The following is an 18,544-nucleotide window of genomic DNA, read 5'->3' as shown; positions in this document are numbered from 1 at the left end:
GAGAAATGAGGTGATATATGTGATTGAGTTAAAAAATTTGTATAAATCTTACAAACATAATGAAGTGCTGAAAGGAATCTCACTTACTGTCAAAAAAGGGGAAGTGGTAGTAATTATTGGACCTTCTGGTTCAGGGAAATCGACATTACTACGATGTTTAAATTTATTAGAACAACCGGATGATGGCAGTATTAGAATTGAAGATTTAGAGATTCATACGAAGAAACTTTATCAAAAAGAAATCATAAAATTACGTCAAAAAACAGCTATGGTTTTTCAAAACTATAATTTATTTAAAAATAAAACAGCATTGCAAAATATTACAACAGCATTAACGGTTGTACAGAAAAAAAGTGAAGAAGAGGCAAATGGAATAGCGAGAGAAATATTAAAACAAGTAGGCTTAGCTGATAAAGAAGATTTTTATCCGACGATGTTATCAGGTGGACAACAGCAAAGGGTAGGGATTGCTAGGGCAATGGCTTTAAATCCAGCTGTATTATTGTTTGATGAACCGACTTCAGCACTTGATCCAGAATTAGTTAATGAGGTATTACAAGTTATTAAAGACTTGGCAAGACAACATATAACGATGGTTATTGTTACACATGAAATGAATTTTGCAAAAGAGGTGGCTGATCGCGTTATTTTTATGGCTGATGGAATTATCGTAGAGCAGGGAACGCCAGAAGAGATTTTTCGAAACCCACAAAATGAACGTACGAAAAAGTTTTTACGGCAATTAAATGCATCTGAAGAAGGAAATCATTTCGTTATTTAGGAGGAAGAGTTATGAGAAAATCGTCATTATTACTAACATTAGCATTAACACTATCAGTTGGAGCTTTGTCTGCATGTGGTTCTAATGCAGCAAGTAAAAAGACAGATGAAAAAGTAGTGAAAGTTGGGACTTCTGCAGGTCGTAGCCCATTTATATTTAAAGAGGGTGAGAAAGTAAAAGGTTTTGATGCTGAAATTATTGAAGCGGCTGCTAAAAAAGCTGGATATAAAGTAGAATGGAATGTTTCTGATTTTGAAGGATTATTCGGTTTATTAGATTCAGGCCGTATTGATACGATTGCAAATGAATTATCCGTTTCTCCGGAAAGAAAAAAGAAATATGACTTTTCGATCCCGTATGTGTATTCAGGTTCTGTTTTTGCGGTGAAGAAAAATAATAATACAATTAAATCGCTAGAGGATCTAAAAGGAAAGACTGTAGGTGTTGGACTTGGTACAGCAGGAGAGCAAGAGTTAAAAGCTTTAAATAAAAATAATGCTTTTACGATTAAAACGTACTCAGAGGACCCAACGGCGGAATTGAACGAAGTAGGATTCGGACGCGTCGATGCTTATTATAATGATAAAGTTCAAGTGGAAACAACAATAACAAAGGCGAAACTAGATAATGTAAAAGTTGGATTTGGCCCACTTGAATGGGGAGAGATTGCATTTCCATTTGCAAAAAAGAGTGAAAAGTTAGAAGATATAAACAAGGCGTTAAAAGAATTAGAGCAAGATGGAACATTAAGTGACATATCGAAAAAATGGCTAAAAGTTGATGCTACAAAAAAACAAAATTAAGGTGTATTCGTTGAATGGGCCTATTGCCTATCAACTTACATAAAAAACTAAAGGGAACTGGAGAGGACGTTATTCATGGTACAAATTCATCCGAAAACACGTATTGGTCATGTTGCATTTAAAGTAAAAGATCTAGAGCGTCAAATTGCCTTCTATGAAAATGTAGTAGGATTAGAAGTAATTAAACAAGAGGAGGACAAAGCACACTTAGCTGGAAAGGATGGTAAGAATACGTTACTTGTTCTTGAGCAGTTGGAAGATGCAGCGCTACAAGAACCGCGTACGACGGGTATATATCACGTAGCCTTTTTAGTTCCGACTCGTGAAGCTTTTGCTTCGGCACTATTTGGTGTTATTCGCAATAAGAATGTCATTGAAAGTCCAGCTGAGCAAGAAGGGCGTTATACATATTCAAATGAAATTTTGCCAATTTCAAGATTTAATAGTGCAAGTGATCATACGTATAGTGAGGCGTTTTATTTACAAGATTTAGAGGGGAATGGTATCGAGATTTATGCAGATCGCCCTCGAGGTCAATGGGGAGAAGGGCCAGGGGGAAGTACGCCACTAGATTTAAAAGAACTGGCAACACTCGTTAATTATGAGTTTGATGGATTACCTGCTGACACTGTCGTTGGGCACGTCCATTTACGAATAGCTGATGTAGGAAAGTCACATGAGTTTTATGTAGATACAGTAGGTTTTGAAGTACAACAGCGTGAAGATGATTGCTTATTTATTTCGGCAGGAGGCTATCATCACCATATTGGTGCAAATACGTGGAACGGAGTAAATAATCCGTATCCACCAGCACATGCAACTGGACTAAAAGTGTATACGATAGTACTACCGCATAAAGAAGCGTTAGATGAAGTGAAAGAAAGATTAATAGAAAAACAACATGAAATAAATGAAACTACAAATGGATTTACTGTAGTAGATCCAAGTGGTATTACAGTGCAGTTTGAAATAGAAGCAGTATAAAACAAGCCAGAAAGTGTTTAATCACTTTCTGGCTTGTTTTTGATTATTTAGAGCTCAATCCAATACCTTCTCACAACATTCCCATCTTCTTCAGTGAAATCATCATCACGAAGACCGCCGTTATGTAAAATCGTTTTCTCTGAAGCAGTATTCACCTCGTCGCAAACGACAAGTGCTTTCGTGATGTTTAATTCTTTCGTTTTTTCTAATGATAACTCTAGTAACTTTGTAGCATAATCTTTTCTTCTTTCAGAAGGGCGAATACCATAACCGATATGGCCTCCAGCATTAAATAAATGCTCCGTCAAACTATGACGAATATTAACAACTCCTACAATTTTATTTTCATTTGTAACAAGCCAATAAGTAGAATCTGGTACCCAAGTTTCAGGAATATTTATTCCGTTATGTGCGTCGTGTAATTCTTGAATCATTGCCGTGAAATTAGAAGGATTTTTTGAAATAACCCATGGAATCATCGTTTCACCGCTATCTTTCCATTCGTTATAAAAATCTAAGTATTCTTCTTGTAAATCAGTAGTAGGTGTAAGTAAAGAGACGTTCATTGTTAGTAAGCTCCTTTTATTTATGTTTTATTTCACAAAAATTATGATATAAAATGAAAGCGTTTCCTGAATTTCTCAACCTCATTTCACGCAACTCATATGCCATTTTTAACTGAAAATAAGTTAGACGTTGAACTTTAAAGTTTTTTTGTATGAGAAGTAGGTTGTTTCATTTATGTTAATATTTAAAATATTAACATAAAATCACTGGGATATTAAATGTATTTTAATAAAATGCTTTTATATCGATGGGTAGATGCATGTGATAATTTTTGTTTTATCTCTCTATAATGAATAAAAGGGGGAAGTGCTCGTGAGCTTACATATTGATTTTATTATACGAATCGGTGTTGCTGGTTTGTTAGGGGCGATAATCGGTATTGAAAGGGAAATTCGCTCAAAAGAAGCTGGATTAAAAACACATTTCCTAGTAGCCGTAGGGAGTGCTTTAATAATGGTCGTTTCGAAATATGCTTTTTCGGATATTGTGTTTGAAGAACATATGGCTCTTGATCCGAGCCGGATTGCAGCGCAAGTTGTTAGTGGAGTTGGATTTTTAGGTGCAGGTACAATCATTATTCAAAAGCAGGCAGTGAAAGGATTAACGACAGCGGCTGGTTTATGGGCTACAGCAGGAATAGGGCTAGCAATTGGAGCAGGTATGTATGTTGTAGGGATTGGAGCGATGATTCTCGTTTTGATTGGTTTAGAGATTGTAAGTCGTATTTTTAAGGTGCAATTTTTATTTCCGCAAAATATAACAGTGCAAATGTGTATAAATAAACACGAAGCGGTACAACAAATAGTAGAGACTCTACGAGTGAAAGGTATTCCAATACTTTCATATGAAGTTGAAGCTTTACAGCAAGATACAGAAATAGTTTATAAGGTAGGAATGCAATTGAAAAATATATCGTCAGAAGAAAAGAATGCATTTATTCAGCATATGCAAACATTGCCGGAAATTACGTTTATAAAGTTAAAATCATAGTGTTGAAATAGAGGATAGATGTAGCAGGAATTTCGCTATTATCTATCTTTTTTTGACATAAATCACATGTGAAGTCAAGTGTTAATTTCGCTTTGAGTGGATACATGTGTGAACGTTCCCTTCTTTTTTCTCAATACAGAATAAATAGTCAGAATAGTAAAATAATGGAGCGGGACACTAAAAAATGTAAGGTAGGGGAGAGCATGAAAGGCTATTCAAAAAAAGTTTTAGTAGGGGTAAGTTTTGCTAGTTTAATGTTAGGGAGTTTTCAAGGAAGCATATTGGCGGAAGATACTAAGGGAGAGCAAGTTTCATATCGAAATGTGCTAAAAATGGAGCCGGTTGGTGTACAACTACCAGTGGAAGAATTAGCTCATTCATCGAAAGTATTAGAAAGCAAGTCTTTTGAGAAAAGGCTACAATTTGCTGATTTATCGCAAAGACCGCCTGAAGTAAAAAAGGAAAGTAAGCAATTAGCTGTAGCGAAAACTTATACAATTGCTGAATTAAATCAATTAAGCAATCAACAATTAGTAGATTTACTTGTAACAATCGATTGGGAGCAAATTACGGGGCTATTTCAGTTTAATAAGGACAGTCTTGCATTCTATCAAAATGATAGTAGGATGCAGGCAATTATTGATAAATTGAAGCAGCAAGGACAGGCTTATACGCAAGACGATTCAAAAGGGATTGAGACATTAGTGGAAGTTTTGCGATCAGGGTTTTATTTAGGGTTTTATAATACAGAATTAAGTAAACTAAATGAACGTAGCTATCATGACAAGTGCTTACCTGCATTAAAAACGATTGCGAACAATCCAAATTTCAAACTCGGTACGTTAGAACAAAATAAAGTTGTATCATCATATGGGAAATTAATAGGAAATGCTTCGAGTGATGTGGAAACGATAACATCGGCTGCAAAGATTTTTAAGCAATATAATGATAATTTTTCTACATTGGTAGATAATCTTTCAGCTGGAAATGCGATTTACGATATTATGCAAGGTGTTGATTACGATATTCAATCGTATTTGTACGATACGAGAAAAGCACCGAAAGATACAGTATGGTACCAAAAAATAGATAGCTATATTAATGAATTAAGTAGATTCGCGTTAATGGGAACGATTACAGAGAAAAACGGATGGCTTATTAATAATGGCATTTATTATACAGGTAGACTCGGCACATTCCATAGTACAGGGACAAAAGGATTACAAGTTGTAACAGATGCGATGAAAATCTACCCTTATTTAGGTGAGCAATATTTCGTAGCAGCTGAGCAAATTACGACGAATTATGGCGGGAAAGATGCAAACGGTAACGTTGTTAATTTAGATCAAATACGAGAAGATGGGAAGAAAAAGTATTTGCCGAAAACGTATACGTTTGATGATGGTGCAATTGTTTTAAAAGCGGGAGATAAAGTGACTGAGGAGAAAGTTAAACGTTTATATTGGGCAGCAAAAGAAGTGAAGGCACAATTCCATCGTACGGTTGAAAGTGACCAACCGTTAGAAAAAGGAAATCCAGATGATGTATTAACGATGGTTATTTATAATAGCCCGGCTGAATATCAATTTAATCGTCAATTGTACGGGTATGAAACGAATAACGGCGGTCTTTATATAGAAGGAACAGGTACGTTCTTTACTTATGAACGTACGCCAGAAGAAAGTATTTATAGTTTAGAAGAATTGTTCCGACATGAATTCACGCATTATTTACAAGGTAGATATGAAGTGCCAGGACTTTGGGGACAAGGTAAGATGTATGAGAATGAGAGATTATCTTGGTTTGAAGAAGGGAATGCTGAGTTTTTTGCAGGTGCAACGAGAACGGACAACGTCGTTCCAAGAAAGAGTATTATAGGAGGACTATCTTCGAATCCAGCAGAACGTTATACCGCAGAGCGAACGTTAAATGCAAAGTATGGAACGTGGGATTTCTATAATTATTCCTTTGCTTTACAATCGTATATGTACAATAAGAGATACGATATGTTTGATAAAGTTCATGATCTTATTAGGAAAAATGATGTAACAGCATATGATGCATATCGCTCTGCTTTAAGTAAAGATGCGAATTTAAATAAAGAGTATCAAGACTATATGCAAATGTTAGTAGACAACCGTGAGAAATATAATGTTCCGTTAGTGTCAGATGATTATTTAGCAACTCATGCACCGAAACCAGTTTCAGCTATTGCCGCAGAAATTACAGCGGAAGCAAAATTAAGTAATGTATCAGTAAAGAAAAATAAATCACAATTCTTCAATACATTTACACTGCAAGGAACGTATACAGGTACTGCTGCAAAAGGAGAAAATGAAGACTGGAAAACAATTACGCAAAACGTTAATGATACGTTAAAACGTTTAAGTGCAAAAGAATGGACAGGCTATAAAACTGTAACAGCATACTTTGTGAATTATCGTGTGAATGCATCAGGGCAATTTGAATATGATGTTGTGTTCCACGGTATTAATACAGAAGAAGGTGCAGTGAATAAAGCGCCGGTCGCGGTTATAAATGGTCCGTATAGCGGACATACGAATGAAGCGATCTCGTTTAAAAGCGATGGATCAAAAGATGAAGATGGGAAAATTATTTCTTATAAATGGGAGCTTGGTGATGGTACTGTAAGTAATGAACAAAATCCAACTCACGTTTATACAAAAGAAGGGACGTATACAGCGAAATTAACAGTAACAGAAGATAAAGGGTTAACTAATACTGCTACAACAAGTGTAACGGTTCAAAAGAAAGAAGATAACAGTGTAGAAAAAGAGCCAAATAATTCATTCCAAACGGCAAATAAACTGCAGTTAAATCAAGTTTTACGTGCTAGTTTAGGAAACGGTGATACGAGTGATTACTTTGAAATAAATATAGAAACTGCGAAAAATCTTCAAATTAATGTAACGAAGGAAAATAATATCGGAGTAAACTGGGTTCTTTATTCAGAAGCAGATTTAAATAATTATGTTACGTATGCACAGCAACAAGGAAATAAATTAGTAGGTAGTTACTATACGTATCCAGGGAAGTACTATTTACATGTATACCAGTATGGTGGTGGAACAGGGAATTATACGGTAGAAGTGAAGTGAAAAAAAGGGTCGCCATGAATGGCGACCCTTTTTTGTTATGCGTTATACCCGAATAATTTTAGATCTTCTCCTGAGTCTGAAATTATTTTTTCGAATCGCAATCCTACTTTTTCTAACAGCGTGCCTGAAGCAACATTATCTATAGAAGTAATTGCTACAATTCGTTTCAGTCCGAGCTTTTGTACACCGTATTCGATTACTGCAGCAGCTGATTCATAGCCGTACCCTTTTGAACGGAATTTTTCTAAAAAAGCAAAGCCGATATCAACATCTTCTAATGAATCTCTTTTAATAAGGCCGCACATACCAAGTGGAGTGAGATCTTCTTTTCGTTCAACTAAGTAAAGACCAAAGCCCATTTTATTGTACATATCGACGGGTCCGTTTAAGATGTATTTTTTTGCATCTTCTAAGTTTTTAATGCCTTTATCACCAATAAATTGAATCCATGCAGGATCATTTACTAATTCAAGAATAAACGGAGCATCTTTTACATCGAGCCAGCGAAGAGTGAGTCTTTCAGTTTCAAGAACTATCAATCTATTGCACCCCCTTTAAAAGTTATAACAATTAGTATGGATTGTGCGAAATAAAAGTGCAAGTTATTTTAATTGAGAGTTACTGTTCACATAAAGTTCGATTGTTTTGTATAAAAGGATATTTTATAATTAGGATTGATTGTAAAGAGTGAGATACTTATACAATGACTCCTAGGAAACTAGGAGTTTTTACTATATAACTATCATTATTACTAAATATGACACACTACACATTCTACTCAAGGAGGTACATAATGAAGAAATTATATAATGCATCGTTTACTTATTTGATTATCGGTTTATTGTCAGGAATATTTGCTAGGGAGTATGGGAAATATAAAGGGATTTTAGGCTCTACTTTATTAAATCTTTTGCATACGCATACGTTAGTACTTGGCTTTTTCTTCTTTTTAATTGCTTTAGGATTAGCGAAAGTATTCGCGTTTCATGAAGTGAAAGGATTTAATAACTGGTTTATTTTACATAATATCGCATTAACTTTAATGTTAGGTTCGCTAGCAGCGAGAGGACTTCTTCAACTAAATGGAGCGGACTTTAAAGGGTTAACTTATATTGTAGGGTTCTCTCATTCTATGATGGCATTTACTTTAGTTTGGTTTATGATTTTATTGAAAAAATCGTCTAAAATATAGTTTTAAAAAAGAACTTGTAGGGAATACTGCAAGTTCTTTTTTCATATAAAACCTCAGGAATCTAACTATTCTGATTATTATGTATAAAAATGGTATAATTAATGCAGAGTAAATAATATAAAAGGAGAGTGCGTAATGGAAATAACAATTGAGCGATTAGTAAATGAATTAAAGGATGTACTTCCTGAAGATCAAGTAGTGGTTAATAAGACAGTAAGAGAGTTACATAGTAAAGATGAATCTTACCATAATAGTAGTTTACCTGATGTAGTTGTTTTTCCAAAAACAATGGAAGAGGTTAGAGCAATAATGAAAGTAGCGAGTGAGCATAAAAAACCTGTCATTCCATTTGGAGTAGGTTCTAGTTTAGAAGGTCATATAATTCCTTATGAAAAGGGGATTACAGTTGATTTTTCATTAATGAACAAAATACTTGAAATAAGAGAGAAAGATTTTCTTGTGAAAGTACAACCAGGAGTGACTCGTTCTCAGCTCAATAAAGAATTGAAAAAGTACGGTTTGTTTTTTAGTGTAGATCCAGGTGCAGATGCAACGTTAGGAGGCATGGCTGCTACGAATGCGAGCGGAACGACAGCGGTTAAGTATGGCGTAATGCGTGATCAAGTTCGTGATTTAGAAGTGGTGCTTGCTGATGGGCAAGTGATACATACTGGCAATTTAGCGGCGAAGTCATCATCAGGTTATCATTTAAATGGTATTTTCGTAGGATCAGAGGGTACGCTTGGATGCTTTACAGAGCTAACATTAAAAGTATACGGCATACCAGAACATGTTATGGCTGCGAGAGCATCGTTTCCAACTATAAATGATGCAGTAGAAGCTGTTATTAATATACTGCAAGCTGGCATTCCAATTGCGAGAATAGAACTTGTTGATGAATTATCTATGAAACAAGTAAATCATTACAATGAAACAAATTACAGAGAAGAACCAACACTGTTTTTAGAGTTTCACGGAAATGAAGCAGGGCTAACGCAAGATATCGAGTTTACGAAGGAAATTGTTTTTGATCATAAATGTAAAGAAGTTGCTTTTGAAACTGAAACTGCGGCGAGAAATAAATTATGGGATGCAAGACATAACTTAGCTTATTCTTACGTTCATAGTTATCCTGGTAAAAAGCTAATGAGTACAGATGTATGTGTGCCAATTTCAGAGTTAGCTGGCGCGATTCAAAATGCGAAAGAGACGTTAGATAAGGTGGGCTTTGTTGGTGGTATTCTTGGCCATGTAGGAGACGGGAATTTTCACGTGCTCTTAATGATTGATCCAAATGATAAAGATGAAGTGAAAAAAGCGGACGAAATAAATGAAAGTATTGTACTGTATGCTCTTAAGCGTGGCGGGACTTGTACAGGAGAGCACGGCGTTGGAATAGGGAAGCAGAAGTATCAAGAAGAAGAACATGGTGCGGCATTATTGGTAATGGAGAAAATAAAGAAAGCTCTTGATCCGCAAAATATTTTAAATCCGAATAAAATTTTCAAGCTAACAGATAAGGAATGATGAATTTTGGAGAAACGAATTATACACTTTGAAGGCTTGGTCGTCTTATTAGCTGCGATTTATATATATGCATTATGTGGATTTAGTTGGTTATTATTTATCGTATTACTTTTTGTACCTGATTTAGCAATGGTGGCGTACTCTATTAATAAACGTGTTGGTGCACAAATTTATAATCTATTTCACACATATATCATATCAATATTACTTGTTTTAATAGGGGTCTATTTAAAGATGGATACGATTTTAATGATTGGTTTAATATGGACAGCGCATATTGGAATGGATCGAATGCTTGGGTATGGATTGAAGTATGAAACTGATTTTAAGGATACGCATATTCAGAGGTTATAGCTTAGGTAAAACGGAATTCATTGAATATGTATTAGAAAAAGCTATGAAGGATAGTTGAATAGAAGAGTTTGTATCAATACGAAAATAGACTAAGGTGGCAGAAATCATATAATGCCACCTATTGTTTTTGAAGAAGAGGTTTTACTATATGAACTGACCTTATAAAACAATTACAATCTGCCCCTGCCAAATAATAAATCTCGTAAATATAATGGGAAATAAGAAGATAAGAAAAGAGGGAGCTTATGTACATACCAAAACATTTCACTATACAAGGTGAAGAGACAAAGTACGAAATGATTGAACAAAATAGCTTTGCAACTTTATTTTCTCAACATAACGGAGCACCGTACGCAACGCATTTACCGTTATTGTTAAATAGGGAAACACTTACTTTATCTGGGCATTTTGCAAGTCCAAATGAGCAGTGGAAAGATAGTGGAAATCAACAAGTGTTAGCTATTTTTCAAGGGCCACATAGTTACATCTCTCCGTCATGGTATGAAACAAATAAAGCAGTACCAACATGGAACTATGTTGCGGTCCATGTATATGGAGAGTTAGAAATTGTTGAAGATGAACAGGAATTAATAGATTCTCTTCAAGATTTAGTACATAAATATGAAAATCCAAAGAGCACGTACTCACTGAATGATGTAGATCCGAATTATATGGAAGGATTAAGTAGGGGAATAGTTGGGTTCAAAATAAAGATAAATAATATAGAAGTAAAAGCGAAGTTAAGTCAAAATCATTCTGTGCAAAGACGGAAATTAGTTGTGGAGGGACTTGAGAAAGTTGGTAGTGAAGGAAGTAGGGGGATTGCAGAATTGATGAAGGAAATAGAGTGAGAGAGAGAATTCATGTGAAATAAAGGGATGGTTCTATTTTTGTAGAAATATATTTTACTTAAAAAACTGCCTCCGTAGCTATAGAAGGGAAGAGCGCCGGAAAACAGTGTAGAACCGGGTCGCAAGGCGAAGGTTTCAGAAGCACCGAAAAGCAAAAAAGCTGAGACAGGTGAAACTCCTGTCGGTGAAATTCCGTAGGGAAGCGTGTTCCCCTTAGCCTATGCTTACGAAAGGAGTGCGGGTTCGAATCCCGTCGGAGGCATATAGAAAACCGTATATTAAGAAATAGTTTGTCTTTGTTATACTCATTTAATGGTAAAATTAAAGTTAGGATATTTTATAGTGGGAAACAAAATGGAAGTGTTTTTAGTAGCCATCTTTTCAGCGATTATCATAATGATGACTGTTTTTGTTATAACAAAGGCTTGTTTTACGGGCGACAAGAGGAATGATATATCATTTCGGAAATTTATTTTTTTTTATTAAGTGTTTCAATTATGATAGGCTGTTTAGTATCATGGGTGTTACCGTTTGGCTATGAAAAAATATTGGATTATATTAACTAAATAAGTGCATTTAAAGAGACCTTCTTAATTGAAGGTCTTTCATTTTTTAAAGTGCTTTTTCAGCTGTTGTTGTGTTGTAGTCTTTACTTACCTCAACGGATTGAACAAAGTCAGGTCTTTGTGGTGCCGGGAAATCCGCATGGCCTGCTTGATATGTAAATGAACTATTGAGACCGATAGATACAATACTTAGAACAGATAACCCTAAAACGATAGAACTAATTTTTTTTATCATTTTAATGCCCCTTTCTCAAATGTTTTTTCTTTTGCTTGTAACGCTTTATGAAAATACTCACTTGCTTTTATATGATTATTTTCATCGTAAAGTTTAATGGCTAACTTTTCTGAATATTCTTGAGTGTAGTTATATAAAGATTCTTTGTCGAAATACGTAATTCCTTCAAGAATAATTTTTTCTAAGTCTTCAGTTGACTCGTTATTGTTAAGGGACTCTAAAATTTTAAAGTGAAGCATATATTCTTCATTCTTAAGTTCTGTACAAATTTTCAATCCTTTTTTAATAAATTCTGAAGCGATATTTATTTCACCAAGTTTAGAATGTTCTCTTGCTTGTAAGAAAATTGCTTTAAAATGTGTCGGCATTTTTGTTGTCACTTCAGATAGATGACGAATAGCTAATGTCGATAAGTTTTGGTTAGCATATAGCCATCCTAAGTTATTACGCACTCTTAATAGTAATGATTCTTCATCCTGTTTCTGTAAAATATTGATTGCTGAATTATATTTTTCCTCTGCTTGCTCGTATTGTTTTAAATATACAAATGCTGCACCTAATACGCTTTCACAAGAGGCGACGTTCTTTTCATACCCTACAGCTTTTATGAAGAATTCTTTCGCTTTGGTTGCATATTCAATAGCTTCAATTGGCTGGTAAAAGTGATAATGGAAAATAGCCATTCGATAATTAAATTCACCTTTTTCTAGATCATCAATGGCATTTAGCAGTAGTGTTCCAGCCTTTTCATAATGTTCACTTGCTAAATTATAACTTGTTGTTAAAGTAGCATGAATAGCTTTAAATAAATGATAGTAGTAAGAAAGTGAATGGTTAGATGAGATTGCATAAGAATCTATCTTATCAAAACTATGTTTTGAAATGCTTAAACTATCTGCTAAAACTTTAAATCGAAAGTCTAGTAATGAATGATATAATGCTAAGTTTTCATCTTCTTCAAAGTTTAGTTCCTTTTCCTCAATTTCATGCTTTAAATTCGTTGCCTGTGAAACATCTTGCTTTAGCATAGCTAAATACCAATCATTAAATAGTTTTGTAATTTGTTCATTACCTTGTAGTTGAACGTTCATGAAATCCCCTCACTTTTTGAATATTCTTATAAAGTATATTATCAAAAATAATAATATTTAGAAATGGGGTTTTATATTTCTCAATATTTGTTTAGTGGATTTATTATTAAACAAATTGGAATAAAGTCAGTTTTGTTCTTTAGTTTAAGGGAGGGGAGTGTGGAATATAGTAAGGATAACTATAAAATGCTTCAGTCTATCTGTTTAAAAGGGAAGTGTATAAAAAAAGTGTGTTCACACAATTTGTATGAACACACCTTTTTACATATGAAACAATCACGTCCCGCAAAAAGTCCTATAAGGGCGATTCGACGGCGCTGGAGGCATGCAGTAATCCGCTTGTTCTTGAGAATATTCATAAGGATTTGCTAAAGCTTGAAGAAGTTTCTCCATTACGCTATAGTCTCCATCTTTAACAGCTGCTTCTAGTGCTTCTTCTACTCGGTGGTTTCGAGGGATGATTACTGGGTTGTTATTTTTCATTAATTTGTATGCATCATCTTTCGATTCTTTTTGTCTTTCTAACCGAGATTGCCATAGCTCGTACCATTCTTTAAATTCAGGACTTTCAAATAAAGGTGTATTTTCTAATGTAGTGTCAGTTAATGCACGGAATGTATTTGTATAATCTGCTTTATATTTTTCCATTGCTTTTAAAAGTTTCTCAATAAGGGATTGATCATGCTCTTCATTGCTAAATAGTCCTAATTTCTTCTTTATTCCGAGGAACCAATTGTTTTCGTACTGCACGCTAAACTTTGAAATTTCATCTTGTGCAATTTTTAGTGCTTCTTCTTCATCTTCATGTAGTATCGGTATTAAAGATTCAGCTAAACGTGCGAGATCCCATGCAGCCATATATGGTTGATTTCCGTATGCATAACGGCCTTGTGTGTCAATAGAGCTAAATACTGTTCCTTGATTATAACTATCCATAAAGGCACATGGACCGTAATCAATCGTTTCACCGCTAATCGTTATATTGTCAGTGTTCATTACGCCGTGAATGAAGCCAACGAGTTGCCATTTTGCGATAAGGCTTGCTTGTCTCTTAATGACTTCTTGTAGTAGTGCGACATATGGATTTTCAGTAGATTCAACCTCTGGATAATGTCTTTTTATCGTATAATCAGCTAAAGCTTTGAGATCTTCGATTGAGCCTCGAGCTGCGGCGTATTGGAATGTTCCAACGCGTATATGACTGCTTGCAACTCTAGTTAAAATAGCTCCAGGTAACTTCGTTTCGCGATAGATTGGTTCGCCAGTTGAGACTACTGCTAAACTGCGAGTAGTTGGAATATCAAGCGCGTACATCGCTTCACTAATAATATACTCACGTAGCATTGGACCGAGTGCAGCGCGGCCATCACCACGGCGCGAATATGGAGTTGGACCGGAACCTTTCAATTGAATATCAAACCGTTCGCCTGAAGGAGTAATTTGTTCTCCAATTAAAAGGGCACGACCATCTCCTAACATGTTGAAATGACCAAATTGGTGCCCAGCATACGCTTGAGCTAGTGGATGAGCTCCTTCTGGAATAGTATTACCAGCTAAAATGGCGATTTCAGCGTCCTTTTTTAGTTCCTCAGGATTAAAGCCAAGAGATATTGCTAAAGAATTATTTAGTTTAATTAACTCCGGTGAGTGTACAGGAGTTGGGGGGATTTCTGTATAAAATGATTGTGGTAAAGTCGTATAACTATTATCTAAATTCCAACCTGCTTCATTATTTTTAGTCATTTTATCTCCTCCTTGTTTATTTTTTTATTATGTATTTGTACGTATGTATTTTTTGTAAAATTAGCTAAAAGTATAATATGATATTTCCCCTTGAAATCTATTGTAAGGACTTCATTACACTATGTCTATTTAACAGCAAATAATAAAACTCCATTTTTAAAAAATGGAGTTTTATTATTATTTGATTTTTACAATTATCTTTCCTTTTGCTCTTCCAGACTCTGAATATTCCATTGCTTTTTGAGTATCTTCAAAAGGGAAAATGCGATCGATTATAGGTTTGATTTGTCCAGATTCAATATACTTTGCAATTATACGTAATTGATCTCCGCTTGGTTTCATAAACAAAAACGAATATTGAGCATTATGCTTTTTTTCAAGTGCAGTAAGTTTTTTGCTTGCTAATGAAAATAAGAGTGTTTTGAAAAATCCTGAACCAAATTCTTTACCGAAGCGAGCATTCGGCATTCCTGAAACGGAAACAATGTTCCCTTCGCTTTTTATAATATCGAATGATTTTTCAAGTGTTGTACCGCCAAGTGTATCAAATACCGCATCATAATTTTTCAGTATATCTTCAAACTTTTCTTTTTTGTAATTAATAATTTCATCTGCGCCAAGAGACTTTACTAAATTTTCACCAGCTTCACTAGCAGTTGTTGCAACAGTGGCACCCATTATTTTTGCTAACTGAATTGCGAAAGTACCAACACCGCCGGATCCAGCGTGAATCAAAATCTTTTGTCCTTTTTGTAATTGCATAATGTCATGTAATGCTTGATATGATGTTAAGCCAACGAGTGGAATCGACGCCGCTTCCTCAAAAGTTAAATTTTTCGGTTTTAAGGCTATATCATCTTCATGAATGGCTATATATTCCGCAAAAGTACCGATCTTATCTTTTCTTGGACGTGCATATATTTCATCACCAACTTTAAATTGAGTCACCTTTGTTCCGACTTTTACAATGACACCAGAAAAGTCGTTACCAAGAATCAGGGGCATTTTATATTTAAGTAACAACTTCACTTTTCCATCGCGTATTTTAAAATCAATTGGGTTAATGCTAGCTGCATGAATTTCTGCGAGCACCTCATACTCATTTATTTCAGGGGTGGGCATCTCAGTCATACGCATTGGAACTTTCCCGTACTTATCAATCACCATTGCTCTCATTTCTTATACCTCCAAAGTTCAATAAAAGTTTTGCAGTAGCTTCTCAATATCTAATACAAGATTTTTTAACAATCCTAATTTTGTACGTATGTCAATATAATAAAAGTTCTTTGTACCTTCTTTACGCATTAAAATAATACCAGCTTCTCGTAAAATCTTAAGGTGATGTGATACTGCTGGTCGAGAAAGGTGTGTTTGTTTAGTGATTTCGCCAACACGTAATCCAGTTTGACATTCTGTTTTCATTAGAACTAACAAAATAGCTTGACGTGTTTCGTCACCAATTGCCACTAATACTTTTTGACAATTAATAAAATCTTCTTTAATAACATTTAATTGTTCTTGTTTATTCATTTCAATCACTATACCTCCAATAATTAGTCGAAAGGTTTAAGATGATGAACCATTACATCGATACGGTAATGCTACATGAATGTTGTATGAGCTGCAATATTGAGAAAGAAAATCGAGACGAAGCCATTTTTACGTATTGAAAATTATGGAGTAGTTATTATAGGGAATAGAAAATAATGGAGTTGAAAGGTAGAAAATGATTTAACAATGCGTTGTCTGCCGAGGATAAAGGGTAGCCATTTAACAATAAAATAAGCGGTCGTAACCTTGTATAATTTACAAGGTTACGACCGCTTATAATGTTTTTATTATTTTTGATGTCTATATCAGAGAATAGTTCAAAGTAAAGTAGGGCCTTCTTTTTTATCCTTTCATACACACACAAATTAAGTGACTTGTAGATGTATGAAAGGATAAAAGTAATTTGGGGTGCAATCTATCTATATGATAATTCAAAATGAAATATAAGTCTATATTTTTGTTGGTTTTTTGATTATATTTATGTCACTGAGCTCAGAAGAATATATGTGGAGGGAAAATATATGAAATCGAAACATGTACCAGTTTTAATTGTTGGAGGAGGATTATCAGGATTATCGTCTGCATTATTTCTTGCAAAACATAACATCAATTATTTACTTATTGAAAGGCATCCGTCTACTGCGATTCATCCGAAAGCAGGTGGAATCACTTTTCGTACGATGGAATTATTTCGAGAATTAGGTCTAGAAAAAAGGATTAGATTAGCTGGTAAAGCGTTAGAGAATTGTCGCGGGAGAATTGCGGTTCAAACAATAGCTGAAGTAAATAATGAAGAGGTGGAACAAATAAGGGCGGCGCAGTATGAAAATAACGAAAATTTAGTTCGTAAAGTGGAAGAGATTAGCCCATCAAAACAAACTGCTTGTTATCAAATTACTTTAGAAGAGATGATGTTACAATGCGCGAAAAAATTAGGCGGAGAGCTATCTTTTTATCATGAACTGGTTTCTTATGAGCAAAATGAGAACGGGGTAATAGCAACTATTCGAAATCGTAACACGAAAGAAGAGAGTACTATTTATTGTGATTATGTAATCGCAGCAGATGGAGCGAAAAGTAAAATACGGGAACAGCTAGGTATTTTAACCGAGGGCCGTGGTACAATCGGTGGTTATTATATGAACATATATTTTGAAGCAGATTTAAGTGAATGTATTAAAGGAGACGCATTTGGTTTTACTATGATCCTACATCCAGAAGTTCTTGGTGCGCTTATTCCGGTCGATAACGTGAGTAAATGGATTTACCATGTAGCTTATGATCCAATAAAAGGAGAGAGACCAGAGGATTTCTCTATAGAACGCTGTAAACAAATTATTCAAACTGCAATTGGAAGTATGGATATTAAGTCAGAAATATTAAGTGTTTTACCGTGGGAAGCGAGTGAAAGTACAGCGGTAAAATTTCAGGACAATCGCATCTTTTTAGTTGGTGACTCGGCACATATTATGCCGCCAACAGGAGGATTCGGTTCAAATACAGGAATACAAGATGCACATAATTTAGCTTGGAAATTAGCGGCTGTAATAAAAGGTCAAGCAAATCCAAAATTGTTAGAAACGTATCATGACGAGAGATACCCTGTTGCGAAATTAACGACGGACCATGCGAGTAGTATATTATTTCGTGCTGCGGGCAGAGAGGAAGGTAATTTGAGTAATATGGATAGTTTAGCTGTCACTGCTGGTTATCAGTATTGCTCAGAAGCAATTATAGACGAATGTAACACACCGCATAGAATGAATATAGTTGACTTGAACGGACGCCCGGGAACGCGTGCGCCACATTTTTGGGGAACTTATGAAGGAAAAGAAGTTTCTATACTTGATCTATTTGGTAGCAACTTTGTGTTACTTACTGGAGCAGAGCCTAGTACTTGGACTGAAGCTGCACGTGACGTTTCATCTAAATTAGGAGTAAATATAAAAGTGTATCGTGTTGGTTTAAGTGGAGACTTTGTTGCTCAAAAAGATGTTTTGAGTGAACTATATGGGATAGGGCATGGAGGTGCTGCATTGATTAGACCAGATGGCTTTATAGGATGGCGTTTGGAAAAAGAGGTAGTAAATCCAGATGTAGTGCTTGAAGAAGTAATGGGTAATTTATTATGTGATTTTTAAGTAACTAAGGAAGTATTGTCTTATATAGGACGATACTTCTATTTTTTTA

At 34.9% G+C, this 18,544-nt stretch carries 17 protein-coding genes and 1 pseudogene; 11 read left to right on the top strand and 7 right to left on the bottom strand.

Annotated features, from left to right (window positions below):
- Positions 1-19 precede the first annotated feature (19 nt).
- The 3 genes from CQ058_RS08615 (at position 20) to CQ058_RS08605 (ending at position 2,568) form a co-directional block, all read left to right on the top strand.
- Entirely contained in the window at positions 20-781 is a 762-nt protein-coding gene (locus CQ058_RS08615; RefSeq protein WP_002066494.1) for an amino acid ABC transporter ATP-binding protein, read from the top strand.
- An 11-nt stretch (positions 782-792) separates the two neighbouring features.
- Positions 793-1,584, top strand: a complete 792-nt coding sequence (locus CQ058_RS08610; RefSeq protein ID WP_002066495.1) for an amino acid ABC transporter substrate-binding protein — start codon at positions 793-795, stop codon at positions 1,582-1,584.
- Positions 1,585-1,659: 75 nt separating this feature from the next.
- Complete coding sequence (locus CQ058_RS08605; RefSeq protein ID WP_002190338.1) at positions 1,660-2,568, top strand: VOC family protein; 909 nt, start codon at positions 1,660-1,662, stop codon at positions 2,566-2,568.
- A 47-nt stretch (positions 2,569-2,615) separates the two neighbouring features.
- Here CQ058_RS08605 and CQ058_RS08600 read toward each other — a convergent pair whose 3' ends face one another.
- Positions 2,616-3,134, bottom strand: a complete 519-nt coding sequence (locus CQ058_RS08600) for a GNAT family N-acetyltransferase (RefSeq protein ID WP_002190337.1) — start codon at positions 3,132-3,134, stop codon at positions 2,616-2,618.
- Positions 3,135-3,447: 313 nt separating this feature from the next.
- On the opposite strand from CQ058_RS08600, the gene CQ058_RS08595 reads away from it, so the two are divergent.
- Both CQ058_RS08595 and colA read left to right on the top strand, forming a co-directional pair.
- A complete protein-coding gene (locus CQ058_RS08595; RefSeq protein WP_002066498.1) occupies positions 3,448-4,125 on the top strand; it encodes an MgtC/SapB family protein in 678 nt (225 codons plus the stop codon).
- 203 nt (positions 4,126-4,328) lie between these two features.
- Positions 4,329-7,244: a collagenase ColA gene (colA, locus tag CQ058_RS08590; protein ID WP_105589617.1), complete on the top strand. Its 2,916-nt coding sequence runs from the start codon at positions 4,329-4,331 to the stop codon at positions 7,242-7,244.
- A 35-nt stretch (positions 7,245-7,279) separates the two neighbouring features.
- Here colA and CQ058_RS08585 read toward each other — a convergent pair whose 3' ends face one another.
- A complete protein-coding gene (locus tag CQ058_RS08585) occupies positions 7,280-7,783 on the bottom strand; it encodes a GNAT family N-acetyltransferase (protein WP_002137638.1) in 504 nt (167 codons plus the stop codon).
- A gap of 254 nt (positions 7,784-8,037) precedes the next feature.
- On the opposite strand from CQ058_RS08585, the gene CQ058_RS08580 reads away from it, so the two are divergent.
- The 5 genes and pseudogenes from CQ058_RS08580 (at position 8,038) to CQ058_RS32725 (ending at position 11,734) form a co-directional block, all read left to right on the top strand.
- Positions 8,038-8,436, top strand: coding sequence for a DUF2871 family protein (locus CQ058_RS08580; RefSeq protein ID WP_002033617.1), 399 nt, complete (start codon positions 8,038-8,040; stop codon positions 8,434-8,436).
- A gap of 135 nt (positions 8,437-8,571) precedes the next feature.
- A complete protein-coding gene (locus CQ058_RS08575) occupies positions 8,572-9,963 on the top strand; it encodes an FAD-binding oxidoreductase (RefSeq protein WP_002192738.1) in 1,392 nt (463 codons plus the stop codon).
- Between the two features lie 6 nt (positions 9,964-9,969).
- Positions 9,970-10,317 (top strand): DUF4260 domain-containing protein, encoded by a 348-nt coding sequence (locus CQ058_RS08570; RefSeq protein WP_002190332.1) that lies wholly within the window; start codon positions 9,970-9,972, stop codon positions 10,315-10,317.
- A gap of 245 nt (positions 10,318-10,562) precedes the next feature.
- On the top strand, positions 10,563-11,168 hold the full coding sequence (locus CQ058_RS08565) for an FMN-binding negative transcriptional regulator (protein WP_002190331.1): 606 nt from the start codon (positions 10,563-10,565) through the stop codon (positions 11,166-11,168).
- Between the two features lie 354 nt (positions 11,169-11,522).
- Positions 11,523-11,734 (top strand): annotated as a pseudogene (locus CQ058_RS32725) (hypothetical protein).
- A gap of 46 nt (positions 11,735-11,780) precedes the next feature.
- Here the strand turns inward: CQ058_RS32725 and CQ058_RS08555 are convergent.
- The 5 genes from CQ058_RS08555 to CQ058_RS08535 form a co-directional block, all read right to left on the bottom strand.
- Complete coding sequence (locus CQ058_RS08555) at positions 11,781-11,969, bottom strand: Phr family secreted Rap phosphatase inhibitor (protein ID WP_002142645.1); 189 nt, start codon at positions 11,967-11,969, stop codon at positions 11,781-11,783.
- On the bottom strand, positions 11,966-13,060 hold the full coding sequence (locus tag CQ058_RS08550) for a response regulator aspartate phosphatase (protein WP_002142644.1): 1,095 nt from the start codon (positions 13,058-13,060) through the stop codon (positions 11,966-11,968). The genes CQ058_RS08555 and CQ058_RS08550 overlap by 4 nt, the downstream gene beginning before the upstream one ends.
- Before the next feature lie 276 nt (positions 13,061-13,336).
- A complete protein-coding gene (locus CQ058_RS08545) occupies positions 13,337-14,803 on the bottom strand; it encodes a protein adenylyltransferase SelO (protein ID WP_002190329.1) in 1,467 nt (488 codons plus the stop codon).
- A gap of 177 nt (positions 14,804-14,980) precedes the next feature.
- Entirely contained in the window at positions 14,981-15,979 is a 999-nt protein-coding gene (locus tag CQ058_RS08540; RefSeq protein WP_002190327.1) for an NADP-dependent oxidoreductase, read from the bottom strand.
- 18 nt (positions 15,980-15,997) lie between these two features.
- The gene (locus tag CQ058_RS08535; protein WP_002033417.1) at positions 15,998-16,342 is read right to left on the bottom strand and encodes an ArsR/SmtB family transcription factor; all 345 of its coding nucleotides are present in this window, start codon (positions 16,340-16,342) and stop codon (positions 15,998-16,000) included.
- A gap of 533 nt (positions 16,343-16,875) precedes the next feature.
- Here CQ058_RS08535 and CQ058_RS08530 point away from each other — a divergent pair.
- On the top strand, positions 16,876-18,495 hold the full coding sequence (locus CQ058_RS08530; protein ID WP_002190326.1) for an FAD-dependent oxidoreductase: 1,620 nt from the start codon (positions 16,876-16,878) through the stop codon (positions 18,493-18,495).
- Positions 18,496-18,544 lie beyond the last annotated feature (49 nt).

Origin of the sequence: Bacillus sp. MYb56 (genome assembly GCF_002976445.1) — a bacterium.
Taxonomy (GTDB): domain Bacteria; phylum Bacillota; class Bacilli; order Bacillales; family Bacillaceae_G; genus Bacillus_A; species Bacillus_A mycoides.
The sequence above is the reverse complement of the archived record's forward strand: the minus strand, read 5'-3'. Positions and strand labels throughout refer to the sequence as shown.